Here is an 11,826-nt window from a genome sequence, read left to right on the forward strand (position 1 = left end):
TCGATACCTGATACCTACTCAGAGTCACCAGTCGTACGCTCAGAGCATGCACGAGCAAGTGCTTTCGCGCAATCGCGTTCACGCGAAATCTTTAAGTCGGTTGTACGTGCAAGCCCTGGCGGGCTTTGCCAAGCTGAGAGCCCCAACGAGAGAGGTGCCGATGGCCATCAGTCCCACTGCTCGGCGTCGCCGACTCGGGATCGAGCTACGGCGCCTGCGAGAAGCCGCCGGTCTCAACGGGACCGACGTGGCCGCCGCCCTGGGATGGTCCGGCACCAAGGTCTCCCGGATCGAAACCGGACGCGTGAGCGTCCATCACGGCGATGTCGGCGACCTGCTCGACCACTACAAGGTCACCGATGACACACTTCGACAAGAGCTGATCACGCTGGCACGCGAGTCCCGGCAGAAAGGCTGGTGGCACCGCCACCGCGACACCCTGAAGGCCGGATTCGACTCCTACATCGGCCTTGAGGCCGACGCGGCGACGATCCGGACCTACGAGGCGCAGGTCATCCCCGGCCTCCTGCAGACCGAGGCGTACGCCCGAGCGGTCATAGAGGCAACGGTCAGAAAACCCAATACGGCCTACGTGGAGGAGAAGGCCGATGTTCGCCTTGCCCGCCAGCAGCTCCTGACCCGCGATGTCCCGATCCATCTGCACGCGGTGCTCGACCAGGCGGTGTTGATGCGCGAGGTGGGTGGAACGACGACGATGAGCGATCAACTGGCCTTCCTGCTCCAGCGGAGCAAGCTACCGAACATCACAATCCAGGTGCTGCCTTTCAAGCAGGGTGCCCACCCGGCCATAGATGGTCCGTTCGTCATCCTGGAGTTCCCTAATCCTGTGGACCCGGCTCTCGTCTACATCGAACAGGCCATCAGTGGCCTGGTCCTCGAAGAGGCCGAGGAACTCGCGGAATACAGCTGGATGTTCAATAATTTAATCACTCAATCGCTCACCGCTGAGGAGTCTGCGATCCTCATCTCCTCCATGATCGACTAATGACATCGTGCTCGCTGGAAAAGGAGCGTGGGATGGCCACGAATGAAAATTCTCCCTCTGTCACATGGCGTAAGAGCAGCCGCAGCACCAACGGCGGCAACTGTGTCGAGGTAGCTCGCGAGGACAGCCGCTACCTCGTCCGCGACTCCAAGGATCCTGACGGCTTCATACTTTCCTTCGCGCCAAGTGGCTGGGCCGCCTTCCTGGGCTGGGTCAAGGCTGGAAACTTCGACACGCGTCCCTGATCGCGCGACTGACAGAGAAAAGATCTCTCGGAGGTGAGAGATACAGGTGTTCAATGACTGATCTGGTGAACGCTCTGTGGCGAAAAAGCAGTCTGAGTGGTAATGGTGGCGCGGACTGCGTTGAGGTGGCCGGCAATCTTTCTGGCATCACCGCTGTCCGAGACAATAAGGACCCGCTGGGCCCGGTGCTTGTCTTTTCCCCTGGCGGGTGGCGGGCCTTTGTTGGTGGTGTCAAAGGGGGCGAGTTCGACGGCCTGGGGTGAGTTGGGTGCTTACCTGGGCAGGTCGCCGAGGTCGATGGTGAGGGGGAAGGGGACCGGGACGGTCACGCGGTCGTGGTGGATGCCGGTGAGGCTGTACGCGCGGGTGGCCGGGTCCAGTTCGTAGACGTAGACGACGGGTGCGCCGTTGTTGTTCTCCACCCGCCAGAAGTGCGGGATGCCCGCCTCGGCGTAGCGGAACGGCTTGGTCTTGCGGTCGCGGTCCTCGGACTCGGGCGAGACCACCTCGATGGCGAGGTGCACTTCACCGGGAGTGTAGAACGTCCGGTCGTCGTCATCGGCGGCCTTCGCGTCGACGACCACGATGTCGGGACAGGGGCGCATCCGGTGACCGAGCTTGACGTCCATCTGATTCACGGCCGAGACATGTTCGGGAGCCTGAGCGTTCAGGACGACGCGGAGGCCGAACAGCACGCGCTCGTGGAAGCGCTTCTGGGGGGACATGAAGACGAGAGCTCCATCGATGAGTTCGACGTGCTTGAAGAAGTCAGGTTCGCCGTTCGGTCCCTCAGCCGGCAGGTTGTCGAGATCATCGGCGGTCCATCCCCATGGGGGTGGGGAGGGCCAGTAGTCGAGTGCGGCGCTCACGTCGGTCACCATAACATCGTCCCCGTCACTCGGCGTGTCCATTCACATCATCTCCGTTGCCCTCGTTCTATTCTCTCCCGTTTCGCCCCGAACGGAAGAAGAAGAGGTCATCGAAGGTGGAGCGTGGCGGGCGCGGGTGCTCGCGTAGAGGACGCCGGAGATGATCAGGGCGGCGGCGGTGAGTTTGACGAGGGAGATGGGTTCGCCGGTGAGCAGGGCGGCCGAGGACATGCCGAAGACCGGGACGAGCAGGGCGGAGGGCGCGACCACCGAGGCGTCGTAGCGCTGGAGCAGGAAGCCCCAGATGCCGAAACCGCCGAGGGTGGAGATCAGCGCCACGTAGAGCACGGACAGGCTCCCCTCCACCGAGAACTCCAGCCGGGGAACACCCTCCACCAGCAGGGACAGGGCCAGCATGGGCAGGGCCGCGACCGCGCTGATCCAGACCATGAAGCGGAGCGAGTTGGGCGGGGCGGCGCTCCTGACCGCGATGTTGCCCGCGCTCCAGAAGAACGCCGAGCCGACGACCAGCAGGAACGCGCCAACGGGGCCGCCGGTGCCCAGGTCGGCGGCGATCAGCACCAGCCCGGCGAGCGCGACGGCCATGCCGGTGATCCGCCGTGTGGTGAGCCGCTCCCCCAGCAGCACGACAGCCAGGACGGCGGTGAAGACCGCCTGAACCTGGACGACGAGCGAGGTCAGCCCGGCGGGCATGCCCGCCCGCATGCCCAGCAGCAGCAGGGTGTACTGGCCGATACCGAGGGTGGCTCCGGTGACGAGCACCTTGCGCCAGGGCACCCCGGGGCCGCCGACGAACAGCAGCGCGGGGAAGGCGGCCAGGATGAAACGCAGGGCCACGTAGAACAGCGGTGGAAAGTGCCGGAGCCCGACCTCCATGACGACGAAGTTGAAGCCCCAGAGGGCGGTGAGGCCGATGGCGAGGAGGAGGTGCCGGGTACGCATACATCCATCGTCGTTTTCAGCGATATTTCAGCACAAGCGAAAATTTCTGGCCTATGCCGTTTAGAGTTGCTTATGTGTTGGATCTCAATCGGCTCAAGGCACTGCACGCGGTCTCCGTCTACGGATCGGTGGGCGCGGCGGCCGAGGCGCTCATGGTCACCCCCTCAGCGGTCTCCCAGCAGCTCGCCAAGCTGGAGCGGGAGACCGGCGCGACCCTGCTGGAGCGCAACGGGCGCGGGGTGCGGCTGACCGACGCGGCGGGGCTGCTCGCCGACCACGCCGGGCGCATCCTCGCGCTGGTCGAGACGGCGGAGGCCGACTTCGAGGCACTGCGCGGGCAGGTCGTGGGGCGACTCTGCATCGGCGCCTTCCCCACCGCGGCCAGGGGGCTGATGCCCGCCGCGCTGGCCCTGCTGCGCACCCGCCACCCCGACCTGCGTCTCCAGCTCATGGAACGTGAGCCGGAGCGGCAGATCCGCGAGGTGGCCAGGGGAGAGCTCGACCTCGCGGTGATCCAGGACTGGATGAACCGCCCGATGGCGATCCCCGAGGGACTGTCCCGGGCGACGCTCCTCGACGACATCGCCGACGTGGTCCTGCCCGCGACCCACCCGCTGGCGGACCGCGCCGAGATCGAGCTGGCCGAGCTGTCCGGGGAGCAGTGGATCAGCTCCTCACCGGGCACGGTCTGCCACGACTGGCTGGTCTACACGCTGCGCTCGGCCGAGCTGGAGCCGGACATCACCTGCATGGCGGATGAGTACCCCACCCAGATGGCCCTCGTCTCGGCCGGGCAGGGATGCGCGATCATTCCCCGGCTGGGTCGCGACTTCGTCCCCTCCGGGGTGCGGGTCGTCCCGATCAGATCGCGCCCGACCCGCAGGCTCTACGCGCTCTGGCGCAGTGACGCGGCCCGTCGCCCGGCGATCCGCGCCGCGGTCGAGGCGCTGAAGGCCGTCTCCGCCGATTTCCACATCCCCATCTCCGAGTCCGTCGGATCGGCGCTGTCCACCGTCCTGGCCGGGAACGTCGACCCGGCCGAGTGAGCGACCACCGCAGGCCCCGTGCCGTGGACCTCACCGAGCCGAGGAACGGCGGGCAGAGGATCCAGGGCGCAGGGCCTAGCTGAGGGCGATCGTCACCACGCCGCCGACGATGACGCAGGCGGCCAGCAGCCGCCTGGTCAGGTCGCCCTCGGCCAGCAGTCTGCCGCCGAGCAGCACCGCGACGAGCACGCTGACCTCCCGTACCGGGGCCACCGCGCTGATCGGCGAGAGGGTGAACGCGGTCAGCGCCAGCAGGTAGGAGAGCGGCATCAGCACCGCCGCACCCAGCACCCGCGTCCGGTGCTCGCGCCAGACGGGCAGGACCAGGCCCCGGCGGTGGCCGCCGAGCACCGGTGCGGTCAGCACGAGGGTGCGGCCGAGGTCGCCGAAGTAGTTGAGCAGGATCGGCGCGACCGCGAAGGCGCTCACCACCTGCTTGTCCCAGACGGTGTACGCCGCGATGAACACTCCGGTGGCCAGCCCGAACCCGATGCCGCTCAGGTCCTGGCGGCTGGGCCTGCGAACCATGCTGAGCAGGAAGACACCCACCCCGATCAGGCCGATCCCCGCGATGCCCGTCAGGCCGGGTCGCTCGCCCAGGAACAGGACGGCGACCAGGCTGGCCAGCAGCGGTCCGGTGCCTCGGGCGATCGGGTAGACCGTCGACAGGTCGCCGTGCCGGTAGCCACGCTGGAGGAACATGAAGTAGCCCAGGTGCAGCGTGGTGCTCGCGGCGATCACCCCGAGGTCGGCCCACGAGAGGCCGGTGTCGCCGAGGAGGAGATAGCCGAGCGCGACCGGGGTCCAGACCGCCGTGGACGCGGCGGCCACCATCCAGACGAAGACGACGCCGTCGGCGTCGGCGGCCTGCTTGCTCAGCAGGTTCCAGCAGGCGTGGGCGACGGCCGAGGTAAGGATGAGGGCGAGGGCGAACAGGCTCACGGGGGACCTTTCCGGACCGCCGGACCGCGGAACCTTAGCCACAAACGCCCCAGACCCTACTCGCCTTCGCCACGCGCTCCCAGTGGTCCACCTGACCGGCTGTGGGCCGGTAGCTGTGGGTAGGCTGGCGGAACCATGGCTGAGACCACCGTCGTTCACCTCCTGCGCCACGGTGAGGTGCACAATCCCGCTAACGTCCTGTACGGCAGGCTTCCCGACTACCACCTCTCCGACAACGGCGTGCAGATGGCCGAGACGGTGGCCAAGGTGGTCGCCGGCCGCGACGTCGTCGCGCTGTTCTCCTCCCCGCTGGAGCGTGCCCAGGAGACCGCCGCCCCGCTCGCTGCGACCTTTCACCTGGACGTCACGCTCGACGAGCGGCTGATCGAGGCCGAGAACATCTTCGAGGGTCTCTCCGTCGGCGGAGGCGACGGTGTCTTCCGTAACCCGCGTTTCTACCGCTACCTGTGGAACCCGCTCCGTCCCTCCTGGGGAGAGCGCTACATCCACCTGGTCAACCGGATGAGCGGCGCGATCAACGCCGCTCGCAGGGCGGCGCGCGGCCATGAGGCGATCATGGTGAGCCACCAGCTCCCGATCTGGATCATCCGGCTCGCCGCCGAGGGCAGGCGCCTGCCGCACGACCCACGCCGCAGGCAGTGCGCTCTGGCCAGCCTCACCAGCTTCGCCTTCGAGGGGGACCGTCTGATCAGCGTGGGGTACAGCGAGCCCGCGGCGGCACTCGTCAAACGCCCCACTGTGCCGGGCGCCTGACCCCGCCGGTACAGTGATTGCTCTACCGGTTGTAGTACAGGGAGCCTCCGTCATTCATGCGCGCACAATCCTTTGCCGCCGTTGCGCTGCTCATCGCCGTGGCCGGATGCGCCGGAAACCAGGGGGCGCAGCCGCAGACCGGCGACACCCGGTTCATCGCCGGCGACGGCAAGATCACCCTGTTCCAGGCCGCCGACCGCAAGGTCGCGCCGCCTGTAGAGGGGGAGACCCTCGACGGGGGCACCGCGACGCTCGCCGCACACAAGGGCAAGGTCGTGGTGCTCAACTTCTGGGCCTCCTGGTGCGCGCCCTGCCGGGCTGAGGCGCCGGTGCTCAAGGACATCTCCGCCAAGACGAAGGCGGACGGTGTGGAGTTCCTCGGCGTCGACTTCAAGGACCGCAAGGCCGACGCGCTCGCCTTCGAACGGAGCCACAAGTCCGGCTACCCGAGTATCTTCGACCAGCCGGGCAAGATCGCGCTCTCCTTCCAGGGCACGGTCCCGCCCGCGGCCATCCCCTCCACACTGATCATCGACCGCCAGGGCAGGATCGCCGCCAGGGCACTCGGCGCGGTCAAGTACAACGACCTCCTCGACGCCGTGACCAAGGTCGCCAATGAGGGATAATAGCCCCGGCCGATGGCTGGGCCCGCGATGATCGCCGACCTCGTGAGCACCGTCGCGAGCGGCTCGCTGGCGCTGGCGCTGCCGATAGCGGTCGCGGCCGGACTGGTGTCGTTCCTGTCGCCGTGCGTGCTGCCGCTCGTGCCCGGCTACCTGTCGTACGTGACCGGCATGAGCGCCGACCCCAGGCGGGGGCGCATGGTCGCGGGCATCGTGCTGTTCGTCCTCGGGTTCGCCGCCGTGTTCGTGGCCGGCGGGGCGCTCTTCGGCGGGCTCGGCGCGATGCTGTTCGGCAACGCCGGGATCATCACGCGAGTGCTGGGCGCCCTCACGATCGTGCTCGGCCTGGCCTTCATGGGCGTCATCCCCGGCCTGCAGCGTGACTTCCGTATCCACCGGCTCCCGGCCGCGGGCCTGGCGGGGGCGCCCCTGCTCGGCCTGGTGTTCGGCCTGGGCTGGACCCCCTGCATCGGCCCCACCCTCGGGGTCGTGCTCACCCTCGGCCTGAACGAGGGCAGCGCCGGCCGCGGCGCGATACTCGCCTTCGCGTACGCGCTCGGCCTCGGCCTGCCGTTCGTGGCGGCCGGGCTGGCGTACAGCAGGGCCCTGAAGACCTTCAAGGCGGTACGCCGGCACTCACAGCTGATCACGCGGGTGGGCGGCGTCATGCTGGTCGTCGTCGGCGTCCTGCTCGTCACCGGGCTCTGGGAGCAGCTCGTCGCGATGATCCAGGGCTGGGTCGGCGGATTCGAGCCGGTGATCTGATGGGGCACATCGACCCCGGGACGGGAGAGCGAGCGGTGACCGAGCCGCAGACGGAGACGGTGGCCGCGAGCAGCCCCGAGGCCGGCGGAAAGAACGGGAGGAACAAGGAACCGCGGCCCGTGGGAATCGGGTTCGTGGGCTGGGCGCGCTGGTTCTGGCGGACGCTCACCTCGATGCGGATCGCGCTGATCCTGCTGTTCCTGTTCGCCCTGGCGTCCATTCCCGGCTCGATCTGGCCGCAGCGCGGCGTCTCCGACGCCAAGGTCTTCCAGTACTTCGAGGACAGCCCCCAGCTCGCCGAGTGGCTGGACAGGTTCTGGCTGTTCGACGTGTTCAGGGCGCCCTGGTTCGCCGCGATCTACCTGCTGCTCTTCCTGTCCCTGATCGGCTGCGTGCTCCCCCGTACCATGGCCCACCTGCGGGAGCTGCGCAGGAAGCCGCCCGCGGCGCCGCGCAACCTGGGCAGGCTGCCGCAGCACGCCTCCTTCGAGGCCCCGCTGACCGTCGAGGAGGCCGCCGCCGCGCTGCGCGCCAAGCGGTTCCGGGTGATCACGGGGCCCGGCTGGGTCGCCGGGGAGAAGGGCTACCTGCGCGAGACCGGCAACCTGCTGTTCCACGTGTCCCTGCTCGGCCTGCTGCTCGCGGTCGGGATCGGCACGCTCTACGGCTACCGGGGCAACGTGCTGGTCGTGGAGGGCGAGGGGTTCGCCAACACGGTCGCGGCCTATGACCGCTACATGCCGGGACCGCAGGTGAACGCCGAGTCGCTGGAGCCGTTCTCCTTCACCGTCGAGGACTTCCAGGCGACCTACATCGCGAAGGGCGAGAAGGCCGGGCAGCCTCTCGACTTCGAGGCCAGGCTCAAGGTCGAGGATGCCCCCGGCGCCCCCGTGCGCGACTACGCCCTCAAGGTCAACGAGCCGCTGAACGTCAACGGCACGCAGAGCTACCTGATCGACCACGGGTACGCGCCGACCTTCAGGATCACCGACGGCAAGGGCCAGGTCGCCTTCGACGGGCCGGTGCCCTGCCTGGTCGTCCAGCCCGCCAACTTCACCTCCGAGTGCGTGATCAAGGTCCCGGACGCGCAGCCGGAGCAGCTCGGACTCCTGATCGGCTTCCTGCCGACGACGGTTCCGGTGGGTTCGGAGTGGGTGTCGGTCTTCCCCGGCGCCGCCAATCCCACGGCCCAGGTCTACGGCGCCTTCGCCGGTGACCTGGGTCTGAAGGACGGCCGGCCGCAGTCGGTCTACGAGCTCGAACCCGAGAGCCTGAAGAAGATGAAGCCGCTGGTCATGAAGGCCGACCCGCTGGCGGTGGGCGAGAAGCTCACGCTCCCGGACGACATGGGCTCCATCGAGTTCACCGGCGTCAGGGAGTGGATCGCCCTGCAGATCACCCACGATCCCGGCCGGATGCCGGCGTTCGTCGCCTCGGTCCTCGCCGTGGCCGGCCTCGTGCCGGCCCTGACCGTCCGCCGCCGCAGGGTGTGGGTGCGGGTCCAGCCCGAGGGCGAGAACCGGCGGGTCGAGGTGGGCGGCCTCACGCGTACCGAGGGGGGCGATTTCGACGAGGAGTTCGCCGAGATCGTCTCCGCTTTGAACCCAGGAATTCCCAACCCAGGAGTTAAGGATGCCCGTTGAGGTCGATGCCGGCCTCGCCACCCTGAGCGATCAGCTCATCTTGGCGACGGTGCTGCTCTACGTCTTCGCAATGATCGCCTACGCCCTCGACCTGGCCTTCAGCCGGTCCGCGGGGGTGTCGGCCCGCGCGGCGGCGCAGCCCGCGCTCGCCACCGTCGGCGGTGGTGCGGCCCCGGCCGCCCCGGAGTCCGCCCCGGTGGGGGGCGAAGGTCCCACTGACAAGGCGCCCGGTGCCTGGGCGACGCGGGTTGGGCCGGTGGCCGTCGGGCTGAGCTGGCTCGGCTGGGCCGCGAACCTCGGGGCCCTCCTCACCCGGGGCCTGGCCGTGGACCGGTGGCCGTGGGGCAACATGTACGAGTTCGTGGTCGCGATGTGCTTCGCGGCGGTGAGCGCGTTCCTGTTCATGAATCTCCGCTACCGGGTCCGCTTCCTCGGCGCGTTCGTCATGGTCACGGCGGCTCTCGGGCTCGGCTTCGCGGTCCGATACCTGGAGGTGCAGGCCGGCCCGGTGGTGCCCGCGCTCAACAGCTACTGGGTCCTGATCCACGTGTCGGCGGCGATCGTCGCCAGCGGCCTGTTCCTGATGGCCGGCATCGCCGGCATCCTCTACCTGGTCAGGAAGGACACCGCGGTCCTGCTGCCGTCCCGGCCGCAGTTGGAGCGGGTCGCGCACCGGGCCATCGTGATCGGCTTCCCGATCTGGACCTTCGCCGTCATCGCCGGGGCGCTCTGGGCGGACAAGGCCTGGGGCCGCTACTGGGGCTGGGACCCCAAGGAGGTCTGGGCGTTCATCACCTGGGTCGTCTACGCCGCCTACCTGCATGCCAGGGCCACCGCGGGCTGGAAGGGCAATGCCGCCACGATCGTGCAGCTCGTCGCCTGCGTCTGCCTGCTGTTCAACCTGGTCGGGGTGAACATCTTCTTCGGGGGCCTGCACTCCTACGCCGAGGTTCCCTGAGTCCGGCGCCGAGCCCCCCGCTGACCGGCCGCATCGGCGGCCGGTCAGTCGTCGTCCGCCCGGTCAGTCCTCGTCGCGCAGGCGGCGGTCGAGGTCCTTGAGGAAGTCGGGGTCGTCGTCGGGGCCCTTCGGGGCCTCGGGGCGCTGTGGCATGTCCTCCGCCAGGAGCGAGCGGGGCGCCCTGGGGCCGTACGGCCGGCCGAGCAGCAGCCAGAAGAGAGCTCCGACGGCCAGCAGCAGCACCACGATGAGCACCCAGAGGAGCTTGGGCAGGTTTCTGGACTCCTCGTCCGGCGTGGTGATGACGTCGAACAGGCAGTAGAGCCAGAAGGCGAATATCGCCAGACCGACAAGCAGGGGCATGCCCGAACTGTAAGCCATTGTGAGACCCGTTGCTGTCAGCCCTCGGTTACGGATGACTGGCGAGGGCTCACCCGGTTAACGTAGAACCCGTTGACACGTCCCCAGGGGGTGCGATGGCACAATCGGGCGACAAGGGCCGCCATCGACGGCGGTGGTGGCAGCGGGGTCCGGCCGCGCGTGCGGAGAGTGCTGTGCGGGAAGCTCCCCGTGAGGTTCCCCGCGAAGCGGAGCGCCGGGTCGGGGCGGTCACGGCCCCGGTGGTCGACCGCCCGCAGTACACCTGGAAGGACTTCGAGCTCGACGACGAGCGTCCCCGGGCACAGCCCAACTCCCCGGACACTCCGGATCTGGGTGACGGCCTGCGCCACTGCGGGCGCCTGGAGCGCATTCTGCACCGTCAGTGGGACTCGCGGTGGGAGGTCCCGCCCCCGGAGGTCGTGCGGGCGGTGGAGAGCCTGGCCAGGTTGCCCGACCTGCTGAAGGACAAGCTGGCCGACGGTCTCGACGGCATCTACGTCGGCGCGGGCGGGGTGCCCGACCTGGACGACATGGGATACCTGCGCGGTGCGCCGCTGCCCTCGGGCCGGGCGACCTGGGACGTCTGCGCGGGAGCGTACGGCGACCGCAAGATCGTGGTGGGAGATCGCCCCTCGCCCACCCCCGACGTGATGATGCACGAGGTCGGGCATGCCCTGGACGATGTGGACGCCCCCCACGGCGACTGGGTCTCCGACTGCCCGGAGTTCGCCGCCCTCTACGCCCAGTGCGTTCCCGTGCTGGCCTCGGGGTTCCATCTCCAGCCGGGCGACCTGGGCCGCAAGGAGTTCTTCGCCGATGCCTTCGCCGCGATCGTCTCCCGGCAGCGCCCCGCGCTGGTCGACATGCTGGGCGGCGACACGCGAATGGCGCTCAACGTCATGTTGTTCTTCAACCGGCGCTACGGAATCTAGGTGATCTGGGATGTACGTCGTCAGGCTCGCTGACGGTACTCTGCGCGTTCCGCAGACCCTGGCCGGCGATGACGGGCGTCTGATCGGCAACGCCTATGTCGAGGTGTCTCCGGGGGATCCCGACTACGACCGCTGGCTGGCCGAGTCGCTCACCGAGGAGGAGTGGGTCGAGCGGCGGCGGCGCTGGTCGGCGGAGAACGACGACCTGGAGCGGGAGTTCCTGGCTTTCAAGGCCGAGCAGGAGACCTAGGCCGGTTCAGGCACGGGCGTGGTCACCGTCCGGTCGTGTGGCACTTCACACGACTCCACGGTGACCCTGCGGCTTCCGGGTAAGGCGCGCAGGATCACCGATGGTGTGACGTCCTAAGTCGTCAGACGCGCGGGGACTCGCCTGCAGGCCGTTCGGCCGTCAAGACGTCCTCTCCACGCAGAAGGGCGTGCACTTCCGACTCGCGGAAACGCCGGTGCCCTCCGGGGGTACGGATGCTGCTGATGCGGCCTGCCGCGGCCCAGCGTGTAACCGTCTTTGGGTCGACCCGGAAGAGGGCGGCAACCTCTCCGGGCGTCAGCAGACGCTCGCTGCTACTCTCCACAATCTCTCCCCCTCGCATCCCGCTTCCTGCCAGCGGGCGGACAGGTAACCAGTGTGCCGAGCGAAGCCTGATTTATCCGTGGTTTT

At 68.5% G+C, this 11,826-nt stretch carries 16 protein-coding genes; 11 read left to right on the forward strand and 5 right to left on the reverse strand.

The window, feature by feature from the left end:
* Positions 1-46 precede the first annotated feature (46 nt).
* The 3 genes from ACQP0P_RS04725 to ACQP0P_RS04735 are packed head-to-tail and all read left to right on the forward strand — an operon-like array spanning position 47 to position 1,514.
* A complete protein-coding gene (locus tag ACQP0P_RS04725; protein WP_433371354.1) occupies positions 47-1,006 on the forward strand; it encodes a helix-turn-helix domain-containing protein in 960 nt (319 codons plus the stop codon).
* Positions 1,007-1,038: 32 nt separating this feature from the next.
* On the forward strand, positions 1,039-1,251 hold the full coding sequence (locus ACQP0P_RS04730; protein ID WP_433371357.1) for a DUF397 domain-containing protein: 213 nt from the start codon (positions 1,039-1,041) through the stop codon (positions 1,249-1,251).
* A 53-nt stretch (positions 1,252-1,304) separates the two neighbouring features.
* Positions 1,305-1,514 (forward strand): DUF397 domain-containing protein, encoded by a 210-nt coding sequence (locus ACQP0P_RS04735; RefSeq protein WP_433371360.1) that lies wholly within the window; start codon positions 1,305-1,307, stop codon positions 1,512-1,514.
* Positions 1,515-1,523: 9 nt separating this feature from the next.
* Here ACQP0P_RS04735 and ACQP0P_RS04740 read toward each other — a convergent pair whose 3' ends face one another.
* Both ACQP0P_RS04740 and ACQP0P_RS04745 read right to left on the reverse strand, forming a co-directional pair.
* Positions 1,524-2,120: a Uma2 family endonuclease gene (locus ACQP0P_RS04740; RefSeq protein ID WP_433371362.1), complete on the reverse strand. Its 597-nt coding sequence runs from the start codon at positions 2,118-2,120 to the stop codon at positions 1,524-1,526.
* 42 nt (positions 2,121-2,162) lie between these two features.
* Positions 2,163-3,083 carry an EamA family transporter gene (locus ACQP0P_RS04745; RefSeq protein ID WP_433371365.1) on the reverse strand — a complete coding sequence of 307 codons (921 nt, stop codon included), beginning with the start codon at positions 3,081-3,083 and terminating at the stop codon, positions 2,163-2,165.
* Positions 3,084-3,157: 74 nt separating this feature from the next.
* Between ACQP0P_RS04745 and ACQP0P_RS04750 the strand changes: the two genes are divergently transcribed.
* On the forward strand, positions 3,158-4,129 hold the full coding sequence (locus ACQP0P_RS04750) for a LysR family transcriptional regulator (RefSeq protein ID WP_433371368.1): 972 nt from the start codon (positions 3,158-3,160) through the stop codon (positions 4,127-4,129).
* A gap of 75 nt (positions 4,130-4,204) precedes the next feature.
* Here the strand turns inward: ACQP0P_RS04750 and ACQP0P_RS04755 are convergent, their stop codons facing one another.
* Positions 4,205-5,071 carry an EamA family transporter gene (locus ACQP0P_RS04755; protein ID WP_433371371.1) on the reverse strand — a complete coding sequence of 289 codons (867 nt, stop codon included), beginning with the start codon at positions 5,069-5,071 and terminating at the stop codon, positions 4,205-4,207.
* Between the two features lie 135 nt (positions 5,072-5,206).
* Between ACQP0P_RS04755 and ACQP0P_RS04760 the strand changes: the two genes are divergently transcribed.
* The 5 genes from ACQP0P_RS04760 to ccsB are packed head-to-tail and all read left to right on the forward strand — an operon-like array spanning position 5,207 to position 9,834.
* Complete coding sequence (locus ACQP0P_RS04760) at positions 5,207-5,845, forward strand: histidine phosphatase family protein (protein WP_433371373.1); 639 nt, start codon at positions 5,207-5,209, stop codon at positions 5,843-5,845.
* A 56-nt stretch (positions 5,846-5,901) separates the two neighbouring features.
* On the forward strand, positions 5,902-6,471 hold the full coding sequence (locus tag ACQP0P_RS04765; protein WP_433371375.1) for a TlpA family protein disulfide reductase: 570 nt from the start codon (positions 5,902-5,904) through the stop codon (positions 6,469-6,471).
* Positions 6,472-6,483: 12 nt separating this feature from the next.
* Complete coding sequence (locus ACQP0P_RS04770; RefSeq protein WP_433371378.1) at positions 6,484-7,233, forward strand: cytochrome c biogenesis CcdA family protein; 750 nt, start codon at positions 6,484-6,486, stop codon at positions 7,231-7,233.
* The gene (gene resB / locus ACQP0P_RS04775; RefSeq protein WP_433371381.1) at positions 7,233-8,876 is read left to right on the forward strand and encodes a cytochrome c biogenesis protein ResB; all 1,644 of its coding nucleotides are present in this window, start codon (positions 7,233-7,235) and stop codon (positions 8,874-8,876) included. The genes ACQP0P_RS04770 and resB overlap by 1 nt, the downstream gene beginning before the upstream one ends.
* Entirely contained in the window at positions 8,866-9,834 is a 969-nt protein-coding gene (gene ccsB, locus ACQP0P_RS04780; protein WP_433371384.1) for a c-type cytochrome biogenesis protein CcsB, read from the forward strand. The genes resB and ccsB overlap by 11 nt, the downstream gene beginning before the upstream one ends.
* 63 nt (positions 9,835-9,897) lie before the next feature.
* On the opposite strand, the gene ACQP0P_RS04785 is transcribed toward ccsB, so the two are convergent.
* Positions 9,898-10,197: a PLDc N-terminal domain-containing protein gene (locus ACQP0P_RS04785; protein WP_433371386.1), complete on the reverse strand. Its 300-nt coding sequence runs from the start codon at positions 10,195-10,197 to the stop codon at positions 9,898-9,900.
* A gap of 191 nt (positions 10,198-10,388) precedes the next feature.
* Between ACQP0P_RS04785 and ACQP0P_RS04790 the strand changes: the two genes are divergently transcribed.
* Together ACQP0P_RS04790 and ACQP0P_RS04795 are read left to right on the forward strand one after the other, a co-directional pair.
* Positions 10,389-11,147 (forward strand): hypothetical protein, encoded by a 759-nt coding sequence (locus tag ACQP0P_RS04790; RefSeq protein ID WP_433371389.1) that lies wholly within the window; start codon positions 10,389-10,391, stop codon positions 11,145-11,147.
* A 10-nt stretch (positions 11,148-11,157) separates the two neighbouring features.
* Positions 11,158-11,397: a hypothetical protein gene (locus ACQP0P_RS04795; RefSeq protein ID WP_433371392.1), complete on the forward strand. Its 240-nt coding sequence runs from the start codon at positions 11,158-11,160 to the stop codon at positions 11,395-11,397.
* Between the two features lie 121 nt (positions 11,398-11,518).
* Here ACQP0P_RS04795 and ACQP0P_RS04800 read toward each other — a convergent pair whose 3' ends face one another.
* Complete coding sequence (locus ACQP0P_RS04800) at positions 11,519-11,758, reverse strand: BldC family transcriptional regulator (RefSeq protein WP_012887349.1); 240 nt, start codon at positions 11,756-11,758, stop codon at positions 11,519-11,521.
* Positions 11,759-11,826 lie beyond the last annotated feature (68 nt).

This window comes from Streptosporangium sp. CA-115845, assembly GCF_050943795.1.
In the GTDB taxonomy this organism is placed as follows: domain Bacteria; phylum Actinomycetota; class Actinomycetes; order Streptosporangiales; family Streptosporangiaceae; genus Streptosporangium.